The organism is Pedobacter chitinilyticus (assembly GCF_003313385.1).
In the GTDB taxonomy this organism is placed as follows: domain Bacteria; phylum Bacteroidota; class Bacteroidia; order Sphingobacteriales; family Sphingobacteriaceae; genus Pedobacter; species Pedobacter chitinilyticus.
In genome coordinates, this window is record NZ_QMHN01000004.1 from 61,633 (window position 1) to 87,066 (window position 25,434).

Annotated in this window: 27 protein-coding genes; 26 read left to right on the plus strand and 1 reads right to left on the minus strand. The window is 39.0% G+C overall.

The window, feature by feature from the left end; genetic code table 11:
• Positions 1-25 precede the first annotated feature (25 nt).
• The 24 genes from DUT70_RS12995 to DUT70_RS13110 all read left to right on the plus strand — a co-directional run bounded on the left by DUT70_RS12995 (position 26) and on the right by DUT70_RS13110 (position 21,593).
• Positions 26-841: an energy transducer TonB gene (locus tag DUT70_RS12995; RefSeq protein WP_113647787.1), complete on the plus strand. Its 816-nt coding sequence runs from the start codon at positions 26-28 to the stop codon at positions 839-841.
• 6 nt (positions 842-847) lie between these two features.
• Positions 848-1,087, plus strand: a complete 240-nt coding sequence (locus tag DUT70_RS13000; RefSeq protein WP_113647788.1) for a hypothetical protein — start codon at positions 848-850, stop codon at positions 1,085-1,087.
• On the plus strand, positions 1,084-1,995 hold the full coding sequence (locus tag DUT70_RS13005; protein ID WP_113647789.1) for a PstS family phosphate ABC transporter substrate-binding protein: 912 nt from the start codon (positions 1,084-1,086) through the stop codon (positions 1,993-1,995). Before DUT70_RS13000 ends, DUT70_RS13005 begins: the two co-directional genes overlap by 4 nt.
• An 85-nt stretch (positions 1,996-2,080) precedes the next feature.
• Positions 2,081-3,808, plus strand: a complete 1,728-nt coding sequence (locus tag DUT70_RS13010) for a tetratricopeptide repeat protein (protein ID WP_240432112.1) — start codon at positions 2,081-2,083, stop codon at positions 3,806-3,808.
• A gap of 78 nt (positions 3,809-3,886) precedes the next feature.
• On the plus strand, positions 3,887-4,258 hold the full coding sequence (locus tag DUT70_RS13015; RefSeq protein WP_113647791.1) for an NADH-quinone oxidoreductase subunit A: 372 nt from the start codon (positions 3,887-3,889) through the stop codon (positions 4,256-4,258).
• Between the two features lie 123 nt (positions 4,259-4,381).
• The gene (locus DUT70_RS13020) at positions 4,382-4,924 is read left to right on the plus strand and encodes an NADH-quinone oxidoreductase subunit B (protein ID WP_097133603.1); all 543 of its coding nucleotides are present in this window, start codon (positions 4,382-4,384) and stop codon (positions 4,922-4,924) included.
• Positions 4,924-5,424, plus strand: a complete 501-nt coding sequence (locus DUT70_RS13025) for an NADH-quinone oxidoreductase subunit C (protein WP_113647792.1) — start codon at positions 4,924-4,926, stop codon at positions 5,422-5,424. Before DUT70_RS13020 ends, DUT70_RS13025 begins: the two co-directional genes overlap by 1 nt.
• 2 nt (positions 5,425-5,426) lie before the next feature.
• Positions 5,427-6,641, plus strand: coding sequence for an NADH-quinone oxidoreductase subunit D (locus tag DUT70_RS13030; RefSeq protein WP_113647793.1), 1,215 nt, complete (start codon positions 5,427-5,429; stop codon positions 6,639-6,641).
• A complete protein-coding gene (locus DUT70_RS13035) occupies positions 6,634-7,146 on the plus strand; it encodes an NADH-quinone oxidoreductase subunit NuoE family protein (protein ID WP_113647794.1) in 513 nt (170 codons plus the stop codon). Before DUT70_RS13030 ends, DUT70_RS13035 begins: the two co-directional genes overlap by 8 nt.
• The gene (gene nuoF, locus DUT70_RS13040; RefSeq protein WP_113647795.1) at positions 7,146-8,510 is read left to right on the plus strand and encodes an NADH-quinone oxidoreductase subunit NuoF; all 1,365 of its coding nucleotides are present in this window, start codon (positions 7,146-7,148) and stop codon (positions 8,508-8,510) included. The genes DUT70_RS13035 and nuoF overlap by 1 nt, the downstream gene beginning before the upstream one ends.
• 94 nt (positions 8,511-8,604) lie before the next feature.
• The gene (locus tag DUT70_RS13045) at positions 8,605-9,615 is read left to right on the plus strand and encodes a 2Fe-2S iron-sulfur cluster-binding protein (RefSeq protein ID WP_113647796.1); all 1,011 of its coding nucleotides are present in this window, start codon (positions 8,605-8,607) and stop codon (positions 9,613-9,615) included.
• Positions 9,615-10,652 carry an NADH-quinone oxidoreductase subunit NuoH gene (gene nuoH, locus DUT70_RS13050; RefSeq protein WP_113647797.1) on the plus strand — a complete coding sequence of 346 codons (1,038 nt, stop codon included), beginning with the start codon at positions 9,615-9,617 and terminating at the stop codon, positions 10,650-10,652. The genes DUT70_RS13045 and nuoH overlap by 1 nt, the downstream gene beginning before the upstream one ends.
• 6 nt (positions 10,653-10,658) lie before the next feature.
• Complete coding sequence (locus DUT70_RS13055) at positions 10,659-11,171, plus strand: NuoI/complex I 23 kDa subunit family protein (protein WP_113647798.1); 513 nt, start codon at positions 10,659-10,661, stop codon at positions 11,169-11,171.
• Positions 11,172-11,257: 86 nt separating this feature from the next.
• A complete protein-coding gene (locus DUT70_RS13060) occupies positions 11,258-11,764 on the plus strand; it encodes an NADH-quinone oxidoreductase subunit J family protein (protein WP_113647799.1) in 507 nt (168 codons plus the stop codon).
• Positions 11,757-12,086: an NADH-quinone oxidoreductase subunit NuoK gene (nuoK, locus tag DUT70_RS13065; RefSeq protein WP_113638474.1), complete on the plus strand. Its 330-nt coding sequence runs from the start codon at positions 11,757-11,759 to the stop codon at positions 12,084-12,086. Before DUT70_RS13060 ends, nuoK begins: the two co-directional genes overlap by 8 nt.
• 18 nt (positions 12,087-12,104) lie before the next feature.
• Positions 12,105-14,003: an NADH-quinone oxidoreductase subunit L gene (nuoL, locus tag DUT70_RS13070; RefSeq protein WP_113648150.1), complete on the plus strand. Its 1,899-nt coding sequence runs from the start codon at positions 12,105-12,107 to the stop codon at positions 14,001-14,003.
• A gap of 18 nt (positions 14,004-14,021) precedes the next feature.
• Entirely contained in the window at positions 14,022-15,488 is a 1,467-nt protein-coding gene (locus tag DUT70_RS13075) for a complex I subunit 4 family protein (RefSeq protein ID WP_113647800.1), read from the plus strand.
• Positions 15,489-15,492: 4 nt separating this feature from the next.
• Positions 15,493-16,866: an NADH-quinone oxidoreductase subunit N gene (locus tag DUT70_RS13080; protein WP_113647801.1), complete on the plus strand. Its 1,374-nt coding sequence runs from the start codon at positions 15,493-15,495 to the stop codon at positions 16,864-16,866.
• 46 nt (positions 16,867-16,912) lie between these two features.
• Complete coding sequence (locus DUT70_RS13085; protein ID WP_113647802.1) at positions 16,913-17,572, plus strand: DedA family protein; 660 nt, start codon at positions 16,913-16,915, stop codon at positions 17,570-17,572.
• A gap of 7 nt (positions 17,573-17,579) precedes the next feature.
• Positions 17,580-18,122 (plus strand): inorganic diphosphatase, encoded by a 543-nt coding sequence (locus DUT70_RS13090; RefSeq protein ID WP_113647803.1) that lies wholly within the window; start codon positions 17,580-17,582, stop codon positions 18,120-18,122.
• Positions 18,123-18,227: 105 nt separating this feature from the next.
• Positions 18,228-19,547: a hemolysin family protein gene (locus DUT70_RS13095; RefSeq protein ID WP_394342354.1), complete on the plus strand. Its 1,320-nt coding sequence runs from the start codon at positions 18,228-18,230 to the stop codon at positions 19,545-19,547.
• Positions 19,548-19,663: 116 nt separating this feature from the next.
• Entirely contained in the window at positions 19,664-20,371 is a 708-nt protein-coding gene (locus tag DUT70_RS13100; protein WP_113647805.1) for a 16S rRNA (uracil(1498)-N(3))-methyltransferase, read from the plus strand.
• Positions 20,372-20,381: 10 nt separating this feature from the next.
• On the plus strand, positions 20,382-21,089 hold the full coding sequence (locus DUT70_RS13105; protein ID WP_394342355.1) for a DUF4159 domain-containing protein: 708 nt from the start codon (positions 20,382-20,384) through the stop codon (positions 21,087-21,089).
• 3 nt (positions 21,090-21,092) lie between these two features.
• Positions 21,093-21,593, plus strand: a complete 501-nt coding sequence (locus tag DUT70_RS13110) for a biotin/lipoyl-containing protein (RefSeq protein ID WP_113647806.1) — start codon at positions 21,093-21,095, stop codon at positions 21,591-21,593.
• 123 nt (positions 21,594-21,716) lie between these two features.
• Here the strand turns inward: DUT70_RS13110 and DUT70_RS13115 are convergent, their stop codons facing one another.
• Positions 21,717-23,291 carry an SUMF1/EgtB/PvdO family nonheme iron enzyme gene (locus DUT70_RS13115; RefSeq protein WP_113647807.1) on the minus strand — a complete coding sequence of 525 codons (1,575 nt, stop codon included), beginning with the start codon at positions 23,289-23,291 and terminating at the stop codon, positions 21,717-21,719.
• Between the two features lie 442 nt (positions 23,292-23,733).
• Between DUT70_RS13115 and porV the strand changes: the two genes are divergently transcribed.
• Together porV and ispF are read left to right on the plus strand one after the other, a co-directional pair.
• Positions 23,734-24,897, plus strand: a complete 1,164-nt coding sequence (gene porV / locus DUT70_RS13120) for a type IX secretion system outer membrane channel protein PorV (RefSeq protein ID WP_113647808.1) — start codon at positions 23,734-23,736, stop codon at positions 24,895-24,897.
• Positions 24,897-25,376 carry a 2-C-methyl-D-erythritol 2,4-cyclodiphosphate synthase gene (gene ispF / locus DUT70_RS13125; RefSeq protein WP_113647809.1) on the plus strand — a complete coding sequence of 160 codons (480 nt, stop codon included), beginning with the start codon at positions 24,897-24,899 and terminating at the stop codon, positions 25,374-25,376. Before porV ends, ispF begins: the two co-directional genes overlap by 1 nt.
• Positions 25,377-25,434: the final 58 nt, after the last annotated feature.

Below are 25,434 nucleotides of genomic sequence, written 5' to 3' on the forward strand. Positions count from 1 at the left end.
TTGATAACAAATAAAAAATTGAGCAATGTCTAAAATAGATTTATTTAATAAGGAATGGATTGACGTTGTGTTCGCCAAAAAGAACAAGGCTTACGGAGCATATGAGCTTCGTCAGACCAATTCTTGGAACACCACTAAATCACTGTTTATTGCTTCGGCAATATTCATCTTCCTTTTCCTTGCACCAAGGCTGTATGCTTTGTTGAAAGGGATGGTTCCTGAACCTCCACAGGAGACAGTGACCGAGGTGGTTATGCAACCTCCTCCACCAATTAACCCAGAGGTGAAAACTCCACCGCCAGTAGAGCCACCTCCGCCGAAACAAGATCAGGTGAAGTTTCCACCTCCGATTGTTAAACCCGATAACGAGGTGCGTGACGAAAAACCACCAACCATTGAGGATTTGAAAAAGGCTGATCCTGGGCAAAAAACTATTGAAGGTGACCCTACTGCTGAGGTAGTTCAAATTACTGCAGCAGGTGAAGGTCCGAAACAAGCAGTAGTGGTTGAGGATAATACCGTTTACAGTTTTGTAAGTATGGAAAACCCTCCAATGTTCCCAGGCGGTATCGATAAGTTCTATAAATTTTTGGGCGATAATATTAAATATCCTCCAATGGCTGCAGAGAACAATATTCAGGGTAACGTATTCGTTTCTTTTACAGTAGAGAAAGACGGATCGTTAACTGATATCAAAATCGATAGAAAGCTTGGATATGGAACCGATGAAGAAGCAGTTCGTGTTTTGAAACTGAGTAAGCGTTGGAATCCAGGTATGCAAAATGGTAAACCGGTGCGTGTTAAATATAATATCCCAATTAAATTTAGCTTGCAACAATAGTTAAGCATGTTTAATTCAAATACTTTCAGACAGAAATCGCCTCAACAGCGATTTCTGTTTATTTTAGGGGTTGCGATGATTTTCATCTTTTGTGCATTAGCCGTGGTGGTGATGTTTTGGGGTGAACTTTTGAATTTAGACCCTCAAAGATTCCCTCAAAAATACCGTGTAGCTTTTGGTATCGTGCTAATCATCTACGCAACGATTAGATTTTTTAGAATAATTAGAGACAACGAAACAGAATGAGAAAAGCATCGGTTTTGGCGCTCGCACTCCTCTTGACATTTGCCTGTATTTCGTGTAGAAGAAAAACAAACAAAGAAACAGTTAGCGAGTCGCGGACTTCTGGAAAAACAACGATATTGGTTGATGAGACGTACGCTCAAATCCTAGATGATCAGATCTTCATTTTCAAATCTGATTATCCTTCTGCAACAGTAAATGTTATTGCTGGAAATGAAAACGAAATCATGCCCAAGTTTAAAAAGGGTGAAGTGAAGATGTTGGTGCTTTCTAGAATGCTTAAACCTGGCGAAGATAATTTTTATAAGCAAAAACAAAGTCGTATCTATACGGATAGATTTGCAATTGACGGTTTGGCCTTAATTGTAAACAAGGGCGAAGTAGATAGTACTATTACCGTTGAGCAAGCTTATGATATCATGAGAGGAAACTCAAAAACGGGTAAAAAATTGGTTTTCGATAACGCCTACTCAAGTACGATAAGGTACTTTATAGACTCTGCTGGCATCAAAGAATTGCCAAAAGAAGGTGTCTATACACTTAAAACAACCAGCGATGTGATTAAGTATGTGGCAGAAAATAAAGGCTACATTGGAGTAATAGGGGTAAATTGGTTGTTAAAAGATGTTAAAGTTTCATCGCCCTTCTTGTCGGGTGTAAAAACTTTGGCAGTTAAAAATTTGCCTAATAAAAATGGTGCTGATGGCTATTACAAGCCTACTCAGGAGAATTTGATTAATGGAAAATATCCGCTGCTGAGGAATGTTTACATCATTAACGCAGAAGGAACAAACGGTTTAGGCACGGGATTTGCAACTTGGTTATCAAGCCCCCGCGGACAACTAATAGTGCTAAAATCGGGTCTAGGACCTCATAAAATAGCAGAAAGAGAATTTAACCTTAAAAACTAATAATAAAAAGTAATTTATTTTATCAATTTAGAGAAATAGAGCACACTGTATAACAAGCAGTAATAGTTATTTCTAATTTTAACAAATGGAGACAATGAAAATGATTAAGAAGAACATAGCCTTGGCCACGGGCTTATTATTGATGGGTAGCACTGCCTCATTTGCTCAAAGCTTAGCTGATGCTAAAAAAGCTATCGATGCTGAGCAATATCAGAAGGCTACGTCAATGCTTAAAACCTTGGTGGCAAATCAGCCTAAAGAAGGAGATAACTACTTTAACTTAGGGAAAGTATATCTATTGACCGATGATATCGATTCGGCGAGAGCGGCGTTTACCAATGGTACTACTGCAGATCCTAAAAATGCATTGAACTTTGTGGGTTTAGGTCAAGCAGATTTATCACAAGGTAATGCAACCAATGCTAAAACTAACTTCGATAAAGCAATAGGTTTAAAAACCAAAGATTACGCTACTTATTTAGCTATTGGTAGAGCATATATTGATCAAAAAAATGTAGATTATGCACAGGCCTTGCCTAATTTGCAAAAAGCAGATGAACTCGATTCAAAAGATAAGGATCCAGAAACTTTCTTGGCTTTAGCAGATTACTATGCTTTGCAAAGAAAAAATACCGAAGCTTATCCTCAATATTTGAGAGCTTTGGACATTAATCCTAACTTGTATAGGGCTAACGTACAAATTGGCAAGATGTATAAAGATGCATTCGCTTTCCCAGAAGCTGAAGCTGAAATTAAGAAAGTAATTGCCGCTGATCCTAACTATGGCCCAGCTTATAGAGAGCTTGCTGAAACTCAAATGCAATGGTCTTTCGCTGATCCTAAAAACGGTGCAGCTAAAAAAACAGAGGCATTAGAGAACATGAGAAAGTATCTAGATTTAACAGATAAATCTTTTGATTCTCGCTTACGATATGCACAGTTTTTAGTTTATGCTGGTGATTTTGCAACGTTAGAGAAAGAAGTAGCGACGTTAAATGCACCTGATCCCAAAAACCCTAAAACTTTCGTGGTAACTAGGATGAGAGGCTACTCGGCGGTAGAAAACAAAAACTTCGAGCAAGGGATTAAATACATGAACGAGTTATTTGCTAGAACGCAAGATGCTTCTCGTATTATCGGTTCAGATTACCTTTACTTAGGAAGAGCTCAACAAGCTACAGGACAAGATAGTTTAGCATTTATCAATATAGCTAAAGGCGTAGAATTAGATTCTACCAAAGTAGAAGAGTTAGCAACTATTGGCGCAAAGTATTACCAAGCTCAAAACTTCCCTAAAGCAGCAGAAGTTTATAGCAAAGTAGTGACGGTGAATTCAAAGAACCCTAATCTAGCGATGGCTTATTATTATCTAGGTGCGGCTAACTATTTTACTTATGCATTTGCCAGCAGAGATGGAAAAAATCCAAGTAAGGATATATTAGTTAAAGCAGATACTGCTTTTGCTAGTTTAGCTAAATTGGCTCCAGATTATGAAGTAGCTTATTTGTTTAGAGCACGTATTGGTAAAAACCTTGATGATGCCGAAAACTCAAAAAAATTGGCAGTTCCATATTATGAGAAATATATCGAATTAATAACTGCTAAGCCAGAGAAAGCAGCAGCTAGTAAAACGCAGTTGATTGAAGCATATAATTACTTGGGAGCTGTTGCTGCGGTTACAGATAAAGAAAAAGCTAAAGAATATTTTAATAAAGTTTTAGCTATTGATCCTCAAAATGCACTAGCATTGGATAACTTAAAATTCTTAACTGCACCAGCAACGCCAGTTAAGAAAACACCCATTAAAAAGTAGTTTTTAATGTCATAAAGGAAAGGCAGGATTTGTAATCCTGCCTTTTTATTTTAATTTTGCCACCAAATCATTATTGTTATGCAAGCACAAAGTACAGCACAAGATTTCATTCCTATTATATTTCAGGTAATTGTAGCTTTAGGGTTTGTGGTAGTAACTTTGTTTGCTACACATCTTTTAGGACCTAAAAGAAAAACTAACGATAAGTTAACTACTTTCGAATCGGGTATTAAGGTAATAGGAAATGCTCGTCAGCCCTTCTCTATTAAGTACTTTTTGGTAGCCATTTTGTTTGTGTTATTTGATGTTGAGGTGATTTTTATGTACCCTTGGGCCGTTAACTTTAGAGAGTTAGGTTGGAATGGGGTAATAGAGATGTTTGTTTTTATGGGAACACTTCTACTGGGCTTCATCTATATCCTAAAAAAGAAAGCATTAGATTGGCATTAGAAGCCTGCATTCAAATTATTTAGATTGTTTCTAAATGATGATGATGCCGCCCAAATCCTACTAAATGTTGTAAATTTGCTGCTTGTCCTTGTTATAATTGGACAAGCTTTTTTGTTTATAAACATGAGTGAAATCAAAATAGTTGAGGCGCCTCCAGGCATAGAAGGGAATGGCTTTTTCGCTACTTCTCTAGACAAGGCAATTGGCTTGGCCCGTTCACATTCGTTGTGGCCTTTACCTTTCGCAACTTCTTGTTGTGGTATCGAGTTTATGGCAACCATGGGTTCGCATTATGATTTTGGACGTTTCGGATCCGAAAGATTAAGTTTCTCACCTCGCCAAGCTGACGTTTTAATGGTCATGGGTACCATCGCTAAAAAAATGGGACCAGTCTTGAAACAGGTTTATCTTCAAATGGCCGAGCCTCGTTGGGTGATGGCTGTTGGTGCCTGCGCTTCAAGCGGCGGTATTTTTGATACTTATTCGGTATTGCAGGGTATTGATGAGATTATTCCCGTAGACGTTTACGTGCCAGGATGTCCGCCAAGACCAGAAGCTATTTTAGATGGCTTTCAACGCATCCAAGATTTAGTAAAGAATGAATCGGGTAGAAGAAGACATTCTCCTGAATATAAAGAACTGTTAGCGAGTTACGGAATACAATAATGGCTAAAGCAACAAATACTGAATTAGTTGATCTGCTAGGTGAAAAATTTGGCGAACAGCTTTTTGATGTTTCCGAGCCTTATGGCTTGTTGACCTTTTCCACCACTAAGGATAAAGTTATTGACGTGCTGTCTTTCCTAAAAGAAAATGGCCGAATCAATTTTAACTTCCTTACCGATATCACTGCGGTACATTATCCCGAAAAAGAGCAAATTGCTGTGGTTTATCACTTGCATAGCATGGTAAGTGGTATTAGGGTTAGATTAAAAGTTTTCTTAAACGAAAGGGATCCAAAAATTGCCAGTGCCACTGTTTTGTGGAATGGCGCCAATTGGATGGAGAGAGAGACTTACGATTTCTTTGGTGTAAAGTTCGAAGGGCATCCTGATTTGAGAAGGATTTTGAATGTGGACGAGATGACTGTACACCCAATGCTTAAACAATATCCATTGGAAGACCCTAACAGGGTAGATAAAAAAGACGAATTTTTTGGTAGATAGTTATGAGTCACAATCAACCAGTATATACAGATAACGATCCTCAAAGTGAGTTGGTAACTCTAAATTTAGGGCCTACTCATCCGGCTACGCACGGTGTTTTCCAAAACGTGCTGCAAATGGATGGGGAGCGTATAGTCAGTGGAGTTTCTACCATTGGATATATCCATAGGGCTTTTGAAAAAATTGCGGAACACCGTCCTTTTTATCAAATTACGCCACTAACCGACCGCTTGAACTATTGCTCGTCGCCTATTAACAACATGGGCTGGCACATGACGGTTGAGAAACTCTTGAATATCCAAATCCCTAAAAGGGTAGATTATTTGAGGGTGATTATCATGGAGCTTTCACGTATTGCCGATCACATCATCTGTAATACCATTATTGCCCAAGATACAGGTGCAACCACTACTTTCCTTTATCTTTTCCAATACAGAGAGCATATTTACGAGATTTTTGAAGAGATATGTGGCGCCCGTTTAACGACCAATATTGGACGTATAGGCGGATTAGAAAGGGATTTTAATGAAGTTGCATTTGCTAAAATCAATAAATTTTTAAAAGAGTTTCCAGCGGCATTAAGAGAGTTCGAGAGTTTGCTTAACCGTAACCGTATTTTCATTGATCGTACCAAAGGCGTGGCAGAAGTGACTGCAGATACTGCGTTAAGCTACAGCTGGACTGGCCCATTATTGCGTGCTACAGGTATTGATTATGATGTTCGTGTAAGTGAGCCTTATTCATCTTATCAAGATTTTGATTTCGAAATACCAGTAGGTACTAGCGGAGATATTTTTGATAGATATTTGGTGCGTAACGAGGAAATGTGGCAAAGTGTACGCATTATCGAGCAAGCGCTAGAGAAAATAAAATCAGAGCCTAAAGGTGTTTTTCATGCCGACGTTCCTGATTTTTACTTGCCAGGAAAAGAACAAGTGTATAACAATATGGAAGCATTGATCTATCACTTTAAAATTGTGATGGGCGAAATTGATGCTCCTAAAGCTGAAGTTTACCACGCTGTAGAGGGTGGCAACGGAGAGCTTGGTTTTTATTTGATCAATGATGGCGGTAGAAGCCCTTATCGTTTGCACTTTAGAAGACCAAGTTTTATTAACTACCAAATGTATGCGAAAATGAGCGAGGGCATGTTATTGTCTGATGCCATTATCAACATGAGTAGTATGAACATTATTGCAGGAGAATTAGATGCTTAAAGTAGAAGAAACACAGCCTGTAGAATTTTCATCAGCTTTGCTAGCCAAATTTGATGAAATAGTGAAGCGTTATCCAGAAGGAAAGCAAAAATCGGCTTTGCTGCCTTTATTACATTTGGTACAAGCTGAATATGGTTGGACTAGCGTTCCTGCAATGGATAAAGTTGCAGAATACCTTAAAATTCAGCCTATTGAAGTATATGAAGTGGCCAGTTTTTACACCATGTACTTTTTGCAACCAAAAGGAAAATATGTTTTGGAGGTTTGTCGTACTGGGCCTTGTTGCTTAGTTGGCGCCGAAAAAATTATGGATCATATCGAGCAAAAGTTAGGAGTTAAAGAAGGTGAAGTGACGGCTGATGGTTTATTCAGCTGGAGAGGCGTTGAGTGTTTGGCGGCTTGTGGTTTTGGCCCAGTTTTACAAATTGGTCCTGAATATACTTTCTATGAAAACTTAACCGAGCAATCGGTAGATCAATTAATTGACGATTTACGTAAGAAATAATGGGACGTAAACTATTATTAGAACATATCAATGTGCCTGGCATCAACACGCTAGCCGTTTATCGTGAACAAGGCGGTTACCGAGCGGTTGAAAAAGCATTAAAGACCTTAACTCCTGATGATGTTGTTGAAGAAGTTAAGAAATCGGGCTTGAGAGGTCGTGGTGGCGCAGGTTTTCCTACGGGAATGAAATGGAGCTTTTTGGCTAAGCCAGAAGGCGTGCCTCGTTACTTAGTTTGTAACGGCGACGAATCTGAACCAGGTACATTTAAGGATAGATATTTAATGACGCACATTCCTCATGCTTTAATTGAAGGAATGATTGTTTCAAGTTATGCTTTAGGTGCAAATACCTCATATATCTATGTAAGAGGCGAAATGATGCCTCAAATCAGGATATTAGAAAGAGCTATTGAAGAAGCGAAAGCCGCTGGTTGGTTGGGTAAAAATATCCTGGGCACAGGATATGATTTAGAACTTTATGTTCAACCAGGTGGTGGTGCTTATATCTGTGGAGAGGAAACCGCACTTTTAGAATCTCTAGAAGGAAAAAGAGGTAATCCTCGTATTAAACCACCATTCCCAGCCATTGCAGGTTTGTATGGTTGTCCAACGGTAGTAAACAACGTAGAATCAATTGCGGCTGTAGTTCCAATTATCAATGATGGTGGCGATGAGTACGCTAAAATCGGTATTGGTAGAAGCACAGGAACAAAATTGATTTCAGCTTCTGGGAACTTAGTGAAACCAGGAGTTTACGAAATAGAGTTAGGCGTGCCCGTAGAAGAATTTATCTATTCTGACGAATATTGCGGTGGTATTGCTAACGGAAAAAGATTGAAAGCAACGGTTGCTGGTGGTTCTTCGGTGCCAATTTTGCCAGCTAACTTAACCTTGAAATATGCCAATGGCGAGCCTCGTTTAATGAGTTACGAATCACTTTCTGAAGGTGGTTTTGCTACAGGAACGATGTTAGGTTCGGGTGGTTTCATTGCTTTTGATGAAGATCAATGTATCGTTCGTAACACTTGGAATTTCTCTCGTTTCTACCACCACGAAAGTTGTGGACAATGTTCTCCTTGTAGAGAGGGAACTGGATGGATGGAGAAAATCTTGCACAAGCTGGAGCATGGACATGGTACGATGGAGGACATCGATTTATTATGGGATGTTCAACGTAAAATCGAAGGCAATACCATTTGTCCATTAGGTGATGCGGCGGCTTGGCCAGTAGCGAGTGCAATTAGACACTTTAGAGATGAGTTTGAATGGCACGTGAAAGAGCCAATGAAGAGCCAAAGCACCAATTACGGTTTAGCGAATTATGCTAATCCGATTGAGAAAAAGCCTGAGGAAGTAAAATAGTCTTCAAATCGTCCTCCGAGGCGAGTAAATAAAAATGAGATTGCTTCGTGCCTCGCAATGACGGCATGGAGTATAAAAATAGAAATCATCAATTATGAGTGATTTAGTTAAAGTAACCATAGACGGAATAACAGTAGAGGTAGAACCAGGGACTACCATTTTAAATGCTGCCCGACAAATTGGGGGAGAGATTGTACCTCCTGCCATGTGCTATTATTCCAAATTGAAGGGAAGTGGGGGTAAATGCCGTACCTGCATTGTGAAGGTGAGCAAAGGTTCTGAAAAAGACCCTCGCCCAATGCCTAAATTGGTGGCTTCTTGCCGTACTACCGTAATGGATGGGATGGAAGTGTTGAACATTACTTCTCCTGAAGTTTTGGAAGCCCGTGCAGGTGTAGTAGAAATTTTGCTGATTAACCACCCTTTGGATTGCCCTGTTTGCGACCAAGCTGGCGAATGTGATTTGCAGAACTTGGGTTACGAGCATGGCCTACAAAAAACCAGATACGAGTTTGAGCGTCGTACTTTCGACAGAATAGATATTGGAGATAAAATCCAGTTGCACATGAACCGTTGCATTTTGTGCTACCGTTGTGTGTTTACTGCTGACCAAATTACCGACAAACGAGTTCACGGAATCTTAAATCGTGGCGACCATTCTGAAATCTCTACTTACATTCAAAATGCGGTAGATAATGATTTCTCTGGTAACGTAATCGACGTTTGTCCAGTAGGTGCTTTAACTGATAAAACTTTCCGTTTTAAAAACCGTGTATGGTTTACCAAGCCGGTTGATGCGCACAGGAATTGCTCACACGAAAAATGTAACGGTAAGGTAACGCTTTGGTATAAAGGAGACGATGTATTACGTGTTACTGCCAGAAAAGATCAATTTGGAGAGGTAGAAGAGTTTATCTGTAACGAATGCCGTTTCGATAAAAAGAAAACATCTGATTGGACTTTGGAACATCCAACACACATTCCAGATACTTCAGTGATTGCGTCAAATCACTATGAAACATTTAAACCGCTTCCTGTAATCAAGGAAAACTTGGCTTTACAAGAGGCAAACAAACGAGAACTAGAAAAAACGACTAAAATCTAATGGAAATCGATTTCGTTATAGAGAAGTTTATATTGGTTATCGCACTATTTGCAATTAGTTTGTTAATAGCGATGTATTCTACTTATGCAGAGCGTAAGGTCGCAGCCTTTTTGCAAGACAGGCTTGGACCAGATAGAGCGGGACCTTTTGGTATTCTTCAGCCTTTGGCCGATGGGGTAAAAATGTTCATGAAAGAAGAGATTATTCCTGCCAATGCCAATAAATGGTTATTTATGGTTGGTCCTGGTTTAGCCATGTTATGTGCTTGTATTGGTACCGCGGTTATTCCTTGGGGACAGGATATGATGGTAGGGGATAGATTGGTAAAACTACAAGTAACTGATATCAATGTAGGCTTGCTATATATCTTCGGCGTGATTTCATTAGGTGTTTACGGTGTGATGATTGGCGGTTGGGCTTCTAATAATAAATACTCGTTGTTAAGTGCCATCCGTGCTGCCTCTCAAAACATCAGTTACGAAATTGCGATGGGACTTTCTATCATCGCTTTGCTTTTAGTTACCAACTCACTTAGTTTAAGAGAAATTGTATCACAACAACATGGTTTCAATTGGAATGTATGGTATCAGCCATTAGGATTTTTAATCTTCATGGTTTGTGCTTTTGCCGAAACCAACCGTGCTCCATTTGATTTGCCCGAGTGTGAGGCTGAGTTAAATGGTGGTTATCATATGGAATATTCTTCCATGAAATTAGGTTTTTACCTATTTGCGGAGTATATCAACATGTTTGTGTCTTCAACCGTAATGGCAGCATTATACTTTGGAGGTTACAACTATCCAGGAATGGATTATATGGCTGGATTATTGGGCCCAACTTGGGCACCGCTATTCGGTACAGCAATCTTCTTCCTTAAGATATTTGCGTTCATCTTTTTCTTCATGTGGGTACGTTGGACCATTCCACGTTTCCGTTATGACCAGTTGATGAGCTTAGGCTGGAAAGGTTTAATTCCTTTAGCTATTGCAAATATTGTGATTACAGGTATTGTTATTGCATTGACGAATAATTTTTAAAGAGACATGGAATCATTAAGCAATAAGAAAAAAGTATTGGTTTCAAAACCATTGAATTTTGCGGAGAGAATGTATCTTCCAGCTATCGCAAGTGGTTTAACTACGACAATAGGTCACTTCTTTAAGAAACCAGCTACCGTAAAATATCCAGAACAAGAGCGTGAATTCTCTATCAACTGGAGAGGAATGCACTCGTTGAAAAGAGATGAGCAAGGTAGAGAGCGTTGCACAGCATGTGGCTTATGTGCATTGTCTTGTCCTGCGGAAGCCATCACCATGATTGCTGCTGAGCGCAAGAACGATGAGAAGCATTTGTATCGTGAAGAGAAATATGCATCAGTTTACGAAATCAACATGTTACGTTGCATTTTCTGCGGCTTATGCGAAGAGGCTTGTCCTAAAGAGGCCATTTACTTGGATGGACCAATTGTTCCAGCTGATTATTTACGTAAAGACTTTATTTACGGGAAAGATAAATTGGTAGAAGCTCCTTTGGAGAGCGTTTTGGAGGTAAAATAGTTTGTCATTCAGAGCGTAGCGAAGAATCTCTAGGTTGCTTCGTACCTCGCAATGACGGTAAAATTGAAACAACTAAATAAAAATTAATGGGTACATCGGTATTCTATTTTGTGGCAACATTAAGCGTAATCTTTGCGCTGATGGTGGTTTTTGCAAAAAATCCCATCCACAGTGTGCTATACTTAATCCTTACGTTCTTTACGTTTACGATTCACTATGTGCTATTGAATGCACAGTTTTTGGCCGTGGTTAACTTTATTGTTTACATGGGGGCCATCATGGTACTTTTCCTTTTTGTGCTCATGCTCCTCAACTTAAATAAAGACAACGAACCTAATAAATCAGCGCTGCTTAAAGTAGTGGGTATTATTGCTGGCGGATGTTTGGTCGTTACTTTAATTGGTTCTTTAAAATCAGTAGCCATTGCTAATCCTCTGGTGCTTAAAAATCCAAATTTAGGATTGGTAGAAAATCTAGGTAAGGAGTTGTTTGGGCCATTTATGCTGCCGTTCGAATTATCGTCATTACTGTTATTGAGCGCAATGGTTGGAGCCGTACTTTTAACCAAAAAGGAGGAAAAAGCAAATGGGTAGTTTATTCGAAAATATGCAGTCGGTGCCGTTGAACCATTATATTTGGTTCTGTGCCATTATCTTCACCATTGGTGTGGTAGGTGTATTAACACGTAGAAATGCCATCGTGATTTTTATGTCGGTAGAGTTGATGTTAAATGCGGTGAATTTGCTTTTGGCTGCATTTTCAGTACATCACAATGATCCCTCAGGACAGGTATTCGTATTCTTCATTATGGCTTTGGCAGCTGCCGAAGTAGCAGTTGGATTGAGTATCATCGTGATGGTTTATCGCAACACACAATCAATAGATATTAATGTATTAAATCGCCTTAAGTGGTAATTCTAATAAAATAAAATGATTACAAGTTTACTTTGGTTAATACCTGTTCTTCCGCTTTTAGGCTTTGTGATTAACGGCTTAGGTCGTAATACATTGAGCAAAGGTGCTGTAGGCCTTATTGGCAGTGGGGTGGTTTTAGCTTCATTTGTTCTTAGCGTTTGTTTCTTTTTCGAGCTAAGCTCAAGCGTAGAAAAACAATTCACTGTTAACTTTTTCGATTGGATTAGCGTTGGAGATTTAAAAATTCCTTTGTCATTTTTATACGATCCATTGAGCGCAATCATGCTCTTGATCATTACTGGAATTGGCTTCTTAATCCACATTTACTCTACGGCTTATATGCACGAAGACGCTGGCTTTGGCAAGTTCTTCGCTTATTTGAACCTATTCATCTTCTTCATGTTGATATTGGTATTAGGCTCAAACTACATCGTGATGTTTATTGGATGGGAAGGTGTAGGATTGTGTTCATACCTATTAATTGGCTTCTGGTTCACGAACAGCAGTTACGCAAGTGCCGCTAAAAAAGCATTTGTAATGAACCGTATTGGTGACTTAGGTTTCCTTTTAGGGGTGTTTTTAATGTTCCAAGTTTTTGGAAGTTTGGAGTTTGCAAAAGTGTTCCCGCAAGCGGCTAACATGGTGCCAGGAAACAATACCATGGCGATCATCGGTCTATTGTTATTCATCGGCGCCTGTGGTAAATCAGCGCAATTGCCTTTGTTTACTTGGTTACCTGATGCGATGGCAGGCCCCACACCAGTTTCGGCACTCATCCACGCAGCTACCATGGTAACTGCGGGTATTTATATGATTGCTCGTTCAAGCGTAGTGTTTGATTTGGCTCCAATTACACAAAATATCATTGCTATTGTAGGTGCTGCAACGGCATTAATCGCAGCGTTAATTGCGTTGACCCAAACTGATATCAAAAAAGTATTGGCTTATTCAACCGTATCGCAATTAGGTTATATGTTTTTAGGTTTAGGTGTTGGTGCTTACACGGGTTCATTCTTCCACGTGTTGACCCACGCTTTCTTCAAAGCTTTATTGTTCTTGGGCGCGGGTGCGGTCATCCACTCTTTACACCATGAGCAGGATATGCGCCACATGGGTGGATTGAAAGCAAAACTAAAAACCACTTTTGCCACCATGATGATTGGTACCATCGCTATTGCAGGTATCCCACCATTTTCTGGTTTCTTTTCTAAAGATGAAATTTTAGCACACGCTTATCAACATAGTCCGGTACTTTGGGGAATAGGTGTATTGACCGCATTCTTAACGGCATTCTACATGTTCCGTATGATGTTCTTAACTTTCTATGGCAAGTTCAGAGGTTCGCATCATACTGAGGAGCATATTCACGAATCGCCAAAAGCAATGACTATTCCATTGGTAGTATTAGCCGTTTTAGCAGCAATTGGAGGTTTGTTGAACATTCCACATGCCTTTGGCGGTAACGAGTGGTTGGCACATTGGTTAACGGGAGCAAAGGTTACCCAAAACCATTTGGAATTGAATCACACTACAGAATTTACTTTAATGGGTGTATCGGTATTGGCAGCGGTAGTCGCAATTTTGTTAGCTTATAGCAAATACGTGAAAAAAGGTGAAGTACCTGTGGCTGATGAAGCACCTAGAACTGCTTTAGAAAAATTGTCTTATCACAAATTTTATTTGGATGAGATTTATGATACCATCATCAGAAAGCCTTTAGATGCTTTTTCTACCTTCTTCTACAAAATTATCGACAACAAAGTAATAGATGGTTTGGTAAACGGTTTAGGCTGGACTGCCAGCGAAGGAAGTAAAAGTTTGCGCTTATTGCAGTCGGGTAACGTAGGTTACTACATCATGATGATGGTTATTGGTATTGTAGCACTATTGCTGTACACTTATTTGTCTATCGCTTAAATTGTTCAAACGTTATAAATGGAACTTTTAATACTCATATTTCTACCCCTAGTTGGTGCAATTGCCACCGCTTTATTTGCCAAGCAAAACACAGCTAAGGTAGCAGCATTAGCATTTTCAATTTTCTCATTGGCGGTTGCCATTGGTTTATTGTGCAAGTTTACTCCAGATGCGAGTACACAGTTTGAGGTTAACTTTGAATGGATTAAGCAGTTGGGAATTAATTTCCATCTTGGTCTTGATGGCATCAGTATGATTACGGTATTGTTGACCAATGTACTCACACCGCTAATCATTTTGTCGAGCTACAAACACGAATATAAAAATGCCAATGCCTTTTACGCATTGATATTGTTCATGCAAACTGGCTTATTGTTGGTGTTTACAGCACTAGATGCCTTCTTGTTCTACATCGGATGGGAGGCGGCTTTAATTCCAATTTACTTCATTTGTGCCACTTGGGGCGGTAAAGACCGTATCAAAGTAAATATGAAGTTCTTTGTGTATACCATTGCAGGTTCATTGTTCATGCTTTTGGGGATTATTTACCTATACCTTCAAAATCCAGCGAACAATTTTGAACTGGCTGAATTTTACAAGTTAGAATTAGATAACGTACAACAGGGATGGATTTTCTGGGCTTTCTTTATTGCTTTCGCCATTAAGATGCCGATTTTCCCATTCCATACTTGGCAACCAGACACCTATACCACAGCACCAACTCCAGGAACCATGTTACTTTCTGGTATCATGTTAAAAATGGGTATTTATGGTGTGATCAGATGGTTATTACCTATTGTTCCTCACGGCGTACAAGATTGGAGCTGTGTGGTAATGCTATTGGCGGTTATTGGTGTGGTTTACGCAGCCATTATTGCTTTTATGCAAAAAGATGCTAAGCGTCTGGTGGCGTACTCTTCTATTAGTCACGTAGGTTTAATTGCAGCTGGTATCTTCACTTTAAGCCACCAAGGTTTACAGGGAAGTATGGTTCAAATGTTAAGCCATGGTATCAATGTCATTGGTTTGTTTTTTGTGCTGGATATTATCCAATCGCGTTTGGGAACCAACAAAGTTGATGAATTGGGAGGTTTGGCAAAAGTAGCACCGCAATTAGCGATTACTTTCCTTATCATTTTATTGGGAACGGTAGCTTTACCAGGTACTAATGGTTTTATCGGTGAGTTTTTATTGCTGATGAGCGTTTACAACTACAACGCTTGCTTGGGAGCGGTAGCTGGCTTAACCATTATTTTTGGAGCAGTATATATGTTTAGAAGCTACCAAAAAATTATGCTAGGCGAAACGAACGCACTTACAGCAAGTTTTAAAGATATTAACGGAACGGAAAAAGTAGTGTTGTACACCATTTGTGCATTGATTATTGTGATTGGGGTTTATCCAAAACCTTTATTGCAAATATCAGATGCCTCAGTACAACATTTATTGGAACAGATTAATCATAAATTAACAGGGGTTAACTAAGCAAATGAATATTATTATCACCATTGCCGTAACGGCTTTAGTAGTACTTTATGCAGGATTGTTTAAGGCAAAAAAAGCATTGCTGCCTTTAACTTTGCTTGGCCTTTTGGTTTCTTTGGGCTTCACCGTTTGTTCATGGGACCAGCCAACTGTTCATTTTGGAATGATGCAGATTGACAATTTTGCATTAGCTTTTGCGGGCATTTCCATTATTGGTACTTTCTTGATTTTCCTACTTACGCAACGTTATTTTGCAGAAAATAGTCCAAATGTGGCCGAATACTTCACCCTTATCCTATTTGCGTTATGTGGTATTGTAATTATGGTTTCTTACAAAAACCTTTCGATGTTGTTTATCGGGGTCGAAATCATGTCGGTATGTTTGTATATCCTAGCGGGAATTAGAAAGCTCAATTTTGCTTCTAACGAGGCTTCATTGAAGTATTTCTTAATGGGAGCATTCTCTACAGGTTTCTTGCTATTTGGTATCGCTTTGATTTACGGAGCAACAGGCTCTTTCGACATTGATGTCATCCAAAATGTATTGGTTAATAGCGTGAGCAATGTTTCACCATTATTTTATCCAGGTATTATTTTGATGATGGTTGGACTTTGTTTCAAAGTTGGTGCAGCACCTTTCCACTTTTGGACGCCTGATGTTTATGAAGGATCACCTTCATTAATAACAGCATTTATGTCAACGGTAGTTAAAACTGCTGGTTTTGCGGCTTTCTTAAGATTGTTTGCAGGTGCTTTTGAGCCATTGCACGATTTCTGGATGCCAGCGTTAATGGTGATTGTCATCATCACTCTTTGCTTAGGTAACATCACGGCATTATATCAAAAGAACTTCAAAAGAATGCTGGCCTATTCTAGTATCTCTCACGCAGGGTATTTGTTGTTTTCATTAGTGGTATTAACCGCTAACTCAGCAAGCAACGTTTTGGTTTATGCAGCAGCTTATACGTTTGCCAGTATTGTGGCTTTCGCGGTACTGATCAACGTAAAACAAAAAACAGGCAGCGACGATATCGAAAGCTTTAACGGTTTGGCAAAACGCAATCCTTTAGCAGCACTAGCTTTAACCATTGCTATGCTATCTTTGGCAGGTATTCCGTTAACAGCGGGCTTTATTGGGAAGTATGTGATGTTCTTAAACGTATTAGAGAACTATCAGATCATCCTAGTGGTTATTGCGATATTAAATGCCCTTGTTGGTTTCTATTATTATTTCAGAGTAATCATTGCTGTTTACTTTAAAGAAGGCAAAGAAATTGAATTAGATACACCAATGCAGTACAAAGTAGTTTTAGTCGTTTCTACGATAGTAATCTTACTTTTAGGTGTTTATCCATCGTTTATTTTAAACCTTATATAGCTACCGATGTAGAATATTATTTGTAGTTTTACAAATAATTGTAACTATGGAGCAATTTTGGAACCACCTACAGCATCTTATAGATCCTGAAAAACTGCTGCGCGAAGGTGGTTTCTACTTGGTTGTTTTCGTTATTTTTGCTGAAACAGGCCTCTTCTTCGGCTTCTTTTTACCAGGCGATTATCTGCTTTTCCTAGCGGGAATGTTTGTAGCCACAGGTAAGCTAGATGTAAACATTTATGTTTTGGTGTTTTCACTCATCATTGCAGCCATTTCTGGAAATTTTACAGGTTATTGGTTTGGTAGAAAAACTGGACCAGTGCTTCATACCAGAAAAGACACTTTCTTTTTCAAGAAGAAGTTCCTCAAAACAGCCGAAGAATATTATAAAAAACAAGGTGCTTTCGCCCTAATTATGGGCCGATTTGTTCCAATTGTAAGGACATTCGCACCCATAGTAGCAGGAATCATCCGTATGGACTTTAGGAAGTTTGTACTCTACAATGTTTCAGGTGCAATTTTATGGATTTGTTCCTTAACTTTGTTGGGCTATTTTTTGGGTAAAAGTTTCTCCAAACAAGTAGAAGAATATTTAGGTTATATCATCGTGGGCTTCATTGTAATTACTACAATTCCATTGGTGATTACCTTTATTAAAAATAAAATATCAAAGAATACTAGTAATTTAGAAGACACAGAGATTTAAAGAAAAGATGATTAAAGAGGAAACCCATCCGTGGCACAGTGTATCTCCTGGTGAAAATTTGCCAGAAACAGTTAATGCAATTATCGAAATCCCGAAAGGATCAAAAGCAAAATACGAAATAGATAAAGATTCGAACTTAATAAAGTTAGATAGAGTATTATTTTCTTCAGTTATGTACCCAGCCAATTACGGCTTTATTCCACAAACTTATTGCGATGATAAAGATCCATTGGACATTTTGGTACTTTGTTCAGTAGACGTTTACCCAATGACCATCATTGAAGCTAAAGTAATTGGTGTAATGCACATGATTGACAATGGAGAGCAAGATGATAAAATTATTGCGGTAGCTAAAAATGACCCGTCAGTAAATCACATCAATGATTTAGGGGAATTGCCTCCGCATACCATGAAGGAAATTGTAAAATTCTTTCAAGATTATAAAGCATTAGAGAACAAACAAGTAACCATTGAACATTTATTAGGCGTGAGATATGCCCATAAAGTGATCAATGAAAGTATTGAGCTCTATAATAATACATTTAGATAATCCTTAATGATTTACTCCGTCTGTACGCCCCTGGTGGCTTTTTTAACAAATCTTCCAACATCAATATTAGCAGTGGTAACGCCCGCTGACTCCGATGGTGGATCAATAGGGTGGCGCCTATTGTTTGCTTTGTTTTTAGTGTTTTTAAATGGTTTTTTTGTGGCCGCCGAGTTTGCAATTGTAAAAGTAAGAGCCTCGCAAATTGAAATCAAAGCCAAATCTGGTAGCAGATTGGGCAAAATGGCTAAAAATATTGTTCACAATTTAGACGGATATTTAGCAGCTACGCAGCTGGGAATTACCTTGGCATCATTAGGCTTGGGTTGGGTAGGTGAAGGTGTAATGCACACTATTTTCCTTAACATGTTTAACAGCTTTGATATTGCTGTTAGCGATGCATTCCTACATTCTGCAGCAACAGTGGTTGCTTTTTCAATCATTACGGTAATGCACATCGTTTTTGGAGAGCTAGCGCCAAAATCGTTAGCTATCCAAAGACCAGTGGCTACAACTTTATTTGTTGCAGCCCCATTGCAAGGTTTCTATGTCGTTTTCAGGCCATTTATTTGGGCATTGAACGGATTAGCGAGCATTATATTAAAGCCTTTTGGTATTAATACCTCTGGAGGTCATGATTCGATACATAGCAACGAGGAGTTACAATATTTGTTGGATCAAGGCAAAGAAAGTGGCGCCTTGGAAGATAACGAGCACGAACTGATCAAGAATGTGTTTGATTTCAACGAGCGTGTGGTGAAGAACATCATGGTGCCTCGTACCAAAATATCAGGAATTGAGCTGGATACTTCTAAGGACGAAGTGGTTGAGAAGATCATTTCTGAAGGCTACTCTCGTATGCCTGTTTACGATGATATCATTGATAAGATTATTGGTATTATCCATGCCAAAGACGTTTTACCGCTACTAGCAAGTAAAAAGGACTGGACGTTAGCCGATATCATCAGAAAGCCTTATTTTGTTCCAGAAACTAAGAAAATCAACGATCTTTTAAGCGAGTTACAACAAAAGCGCATCCAAATTGCCATAGTATTGGACGAATTTGGAGGTACCGCTGGGATGGTGACTTTAGAGGATATCGTGGAAGAAATTGTTGGAGAAATCCAAGATGAGTACGATGAAGAGAAGCCAATTGTAGAGAAAATTAGCGATATGGAGTTTGTGGTAAATGCCTACGCAACGGTTTACGATGTGAACGAGCACTTACCTCATGATTTACCAGAAGACGAAGATTTTGATACGGTTGGAGGTTTGGTATCACATGCTTTTGGTAAAATTCCAGAAGTGGGTGATAGCGAAGAGTGCTACGGCTACCTATTTACCATCCTTAAAAAGACAGAACAAAATATTGAAACTGTAAAGCTGGAGATTGTCATCAATAAAAGCGATATGGTGGATTTGCATTAACAGTTGCTTTACTATTTAATCGTTTAGAGGTTAATTGTGGGCTGTTCGCATATGTAAATGCTATGGTTTTATTTCAATGCATTTTTACTTTTGGTTTTTGACTTTTAACTTTAGAGATGCATTTATTCTACACCCCAGATATCACTTCTGATACTTATACCTTAAACGAGGAAGAAAGCAATCATTGTAATAAGGTTTTACGCCTAAAGCAGGGTGATACGGTTCATTTGATTGATGGTGTTGGTGGGTTGTACGTAGCGCAAATTTCCGAAACCACCAAAAAGGCGGTGCGACTGAATATTATTGACAAGCAACAAGGTTTTGGTAAACGAAACCACTACCTCCACATTGCCATTGCACCTACTAAAAATATTGATAGGATTGAGTGGTTTTTAGAAAAGGCTACGGAAATTGGGATTGATGAAATAACACCTATTATTTGCGATCGTTCTGAACGTAAAATCGTTAAAGAGGAGCGTTTGGAAAAAGTGGTGACTTCGGCGGTTAAGCAATCGCTTACTGCGTACCATCCTAAAATAAACACTGCCATTGCCTACAAAGATTTTATTAAACAAAGCGATGCCGAGGTTAAAATGATTGCACACTGCATCGATGAAAATAGTAAACAGGCCATTTCAGAATTGATTAAACCTCATCAAAAATACCTGATTTTAATTGGCCCTGAAGGAGACTTTACGCCCAAAGAAATTGAGCTGGCTTTGCAAAATGGATATAAACCAGTAACTTTAGGCAACACCCGCCTGCGTACAGAAACTGCTGGTTTGGCGGCTTGCTTTGAAGTCAATTTTTTAAATAGGGAATAAGTTGTCAGTTATCAGTTGTCAGTTATCGGTTATCAGTGTATTAGTGGGCGTATTTAGATACACGCTTCGCTTTTTACTTTTTACTTTTACCTTTTTACTTTTCGCTGGATTTACCTTTCCGCCCACATATAAAATAGGCAAACTTAAATATGCTGGAGGTGGCGATTGGTATGCTAACAGAACGGCGCTTCCAAATCTCATCGCTTTTTGTAATAAATCCATCTCTACTAATTTTGCTCCAGATGAGAGTATTGTAGAGGTTGGCAGCGCTGAATTATTCAATTATCCTTTTGTGTATATGACTGGCCACGGTAACGTAGCCTTTAACGCACAAGAAATTGCAAATTTGAGGAAGTATCTAATAGGAGGGGGCTTCCTACATATAGATGATAATTACGGTTTGGATAAATTCATCAGACCGCAAATGAAGAAGGTTTTCCCTGAATTGGATTTTGTGGAACTGCCCGCAAATCATAAGATTTATAACCAGAAGTTTAGATTCGCTAATGGTCTACCGAAAATCCATGAGCATGACAATAAACGCCCACAGGGATTTGCGCTGTTATATAAAGGCAGGGTAGTTTGCTTTTACTCGTATGAGTGCGATTTAGGCAATGGTTGGGAAGATTTCGGAACTTACCCTTCCGATACCCAAGAAAGTAGAAATAACGCCCTAAAAATGGGCGCAAATTTAATTCAGTACGCTTTAACCAACTAACTTATGAATAAAGTAACCGTAAACAACCATTTTCAGTTTGACATGGATTTCGTCCAAGAGGTTTTGCAGGTCAACAATCAGCCCGTTGATTTTGATTTGTTGAAGACAGGGACACAATCTAGCCATATCATTCACGACAAGAAATCCTATACCGTTGAAGTGGTAGATTTTGATAAAGCTGAAAAATTAGCCCATATTAAAGTGAATGGCAATGTTTATCAAGTACAAGTAACCACTCAATTAGATTTACTTTTGAAACAATTGGGGATGGATAATCTTGCCAGCAGTAAAATCCTTCAAATTAAGGCACCAATGCCTGGTTTGGTGCTCAACGTATTAGTGGGCGAAGGAACGGAGGTTAAAAAAGGAGATAACCTTTTGGTACTAGAGGCCATGAAAATGGAAAACATGATCAAATCACCAACGGATGGTGTTATTAAAAAGATAGAAGTTAAACAAGGTGATAAGGTGGAGAAGAATGAGTTATTGGTAGTTTTTAGCTAATCAATAATTCTCTTGTCCCTAAGAAAATATAGCATTCATTTTCTTTTTTAACGATGAAGTCAACAACAAAAAAGTCCCGTAGGCATGATGCTTACGGGACTTTTTTATAAAGCGAAACGCTTATTACTTCACCTTAAACGGTTTAGTTGACTTATTTTTAAATTGAGGTTTGCCAGCAGATTTAACTTCTGGTGCACCAAGCATGGTCATTGCACAACGGAAGCCAATATCAGCAGTCGATTCGTCTTCTTGTAGGAATCTTCTGGCCGCAGGATTTAACCACATGGCTTGATCGTTCCAAGAACCACCTTTGAAAACTCTTGACTTATCGTTATATAAAGCAAGCAACTCACCGTTTGGTAAAGTTTTCTCTGCATCCTTGTAACCACGTTGATCTGCTTTGTAAGTTGAATCTACATATTGAGATTGCAATTGGGCCCAGCTTTGTTTTACACCAGTACCAGCTGGTTTCATTACCGGACGGCCTTTGCCATCTATTTTAATCACACTGCTTTGTGGATCTCTTTCTTTATCAGAATATACGTTACCCCTAAAAGGATTTAAGCCTTCAGTAGCTTCAAAAGTGTTAGGACGGTAAACATCTTGTACCCACTCGTTCACGTTTCCAGCCATGTTGTACAAACCAAAATCGTTAGGAGTAAAACTGTGTACAGACTGAGTGATACTACCTTTATCATTCAGTGAACCACCCACACCCATATAGTCACCTTTTCCACGTTTAAAGTTGGCTAAGATCATACCTCTGGTAGATTTTTTAGGAGAAGTAATTCCTAAGCCGTTCCAAGGGTAAACTTTCTTCTCGTTGATGTTAGCATATTGGGTATTTCCAATTAAGCCTAATGCCGCATATTCCCATTCGGCTTCTGTAGGTAAGCGGTATGGTTGGAAAATTTCACCGTCTTCCAATCTAACGTTTCTTTGTGCTTTGTTTTTACCAGTGGTAGCGCCAGCTTCTGCACTTAAATCTAATGGTGCTTTTTTACCAATATCTTTGATTTGACCATTAAGGTAAACGTCAGTGTTAAAGATCGTATCTGGTTTTTTTACTGGTGTGCCACCTTTTGCAGTAGGTTTGTTAAGATCCTTAAAAGTGGTCATCAAGCCTTTTTCTCTTAAGATCAATTCGTTCACCCTATCGGTACGCCATACGGCATAATCAGCAGCTTGTTGCCAAGTTACGCCTACTACAGGATAATCCCCATAAGCTGGGTGTCTTAAATAATTATTTACGTAAGGTTCATTGTATGACAATGGTCTTCTCCAAACCAAGGTATCAGGCAGTGCGGTATAATAATATTCTGCAAGTTCTGGCTTCCCTCTAAAAGTTGTTCTAATCCAATGTAGATACTCTAACCAGTCGGTGTTTGAAACTTCAGTCTCATCCATGTAGAACGAGCTTACGGTTACCTGACGTTTGTAGTTGTAAGAAGTCATGTCCTGACCCGGGATTTCAATAGCGCTACCACCCATGATAAACTCACCACCTTCAATCTCCATTAAACCTGGACCAGGTCCTCTTTTATAGTTCTTTTTTACTTCGAAACCGCCGTTTTCACGCTTGTTGTAAGCATAGCCAGTTTTTTCAGATACTGCAGATCCGCCTTTAGATCCACCGCAGGAACTTAAAGCTCCAACACCGAATAAGGATACTACTGCGTAAAAGTAAATTTTATTCATATATCGCAAATTGCACTTTAGTCGTTAAAAATACACAAAAAAAGACCGAGAAATAAAAAATCTTTTTTATTTGCCCTTTTTTCGTCAAAAATATTGTTGCCGAAAACGTTAAAACGAAAATGGAACAATCTCTTTTTTAGCAAGTAAACGTAAGAAATTAAAAGATATTGTTAGTATCTTTTCAAAAAAATAAATCAAGGAAAATTTTCCCCAAATTGGGGGATTATTAGGTTTTGGATTATCTCTTTTACTCGTTTTTGAGTACTTTGATAAACTATTGGCGACAATTAATCAGAAGCAGGCTTCCTGTTTTTTAAGCTGGTTAAAATGAGAACAATATTACCCGATGTAAAACGTTAAGGAGTGAGAATGCAATTAGCGTAGCGATAAAGCTTTGAAATTAACGAACTCTATACTAAATTGCGCATATATTAGATGTAAAATGAGATTAAACCGCCTAAGTAGCGCTTTGTTGCTTTTATCGTTGTTAGTTGGAAAAAGTGCGCTTGCTCAACAATCTACCGGAAGTAGTGTAACACAAACCAATGGTGTTTATCCCGATGTCCCGTTTTTATTGATTACCCCTGATGCCCGTGCAGGTGCTATGGGTGAAGCGGGTGTAGCGGTAATGCCTGATGGTAACGCAATGAGCATTAACCCAGCGAAGCTTGCTTTTTTGGAGAAACCTTATGGGGTGAGTTTGTCTTATAGTCCTTGGCTTAAAAATTTGGTTCCCGATATTAACTTGGCCTATTTAAGTGGCTATTATCAGTTAGATGATAGAACCGTAATAGGTGCTTCATTAAGATATTTCTCGTTGGGCGAAATTACTTTGGTAGACGAATTTCGAAATAACCAGGGAACTTTTAGCCCTAATGAGTTTGCGATTGATGCGACTTATTCTCGTCGTTTTGGTGATAATTTCTCTTTGGGAACCACTGCTCGTTATATCCGTTCAAACCTAACTACTGGACAAATAGGCGGAAGCCAGCAAAAAGCGGGAAGCGCTGTAGCGGTGGACGTTTCGGCATTCTTTAAAAAACCAACAGTGCTTTTTGGTAAAGATGCCATCGTATCTGCAGGTTTAAATCTTTCCAATATTGGAACGAAAATGAGCTTTGCCGAAACGCAAAATAAAAGATTTTTGCCAGCCAATATGAAGTTAGGTGGGGCTACCACTTTTATCATCGACGATTACAACCAATTTACGATAGCGCTTGATTTCAATAAATTGATGGTTCCTACCGATCCAATCAGGGATGTCGATGGAAATATCATCTCTGGAAAAGACCCATATCGTTCGGTGCCTTCGGGAATTTTAGGCTCTTTTGGTGATGCACCGGGAGGATTTAAGGAGGAGCTTAAAGAAGTGGCTATTTCTACAGGTCTTGAATACACCTACAATCAGCAATTTGCAGTAAGGGCTGGATATTTTTACGAGAATCCTCAAAAAGGTGATAGAAGATATTTCACTTTAGGCGCTGGATTGAAATACAACATGTTCAACCTTGATTTTTCTTATTTGGTTGCTAACGCTCAAAACAGTCCTTTGGCTAATACCTTAAGGTTTAGCTTGTCATGGAATATCGATAAAGTAGGAAAATAATGCGCATTAAGGTAGGTTTTGGTTTTGATGTCCATCAGTTGAAGGACAATCATCCATTTATTGTTGGTGGTGTTAATCTAGAACATCACAGAGGTGCTTTTGGGCATTCGGATGCAGATGTACTTTTACACGCCATTTGTGATGCTTTGCTTGGTGCAGCAAACTTGAGAGATATTGGCTTTCATTTTAAAAATACCGATCCTAGATGGAAAGGAATCAGTAGCTTGATTTTGTTGCAGGAAACAGTGAAGTTATTAAAGGAGAAAAGTTTTGTGGTGGGGAATATAGACGCCATGTTGTGTTTGGAAGCGCCTAAAATCAATCCACATATTCCGCAGATGCAAGAAAACATTGCAAAAGCAATGGGTATTTCTATCGAAGATATTTCTATTAAGGCCACTACGAATGAGCAGATGGGGTTTGTTGGTAGGGAAGAGGGTGTGGTGGCATACGCCGTTTGTTTGATAGAGAAGGTTTAAGAGTTAACAGTTGTGAGTTGCAAGTTACAGGCTTACTCATCTCATAACCCATAACTCG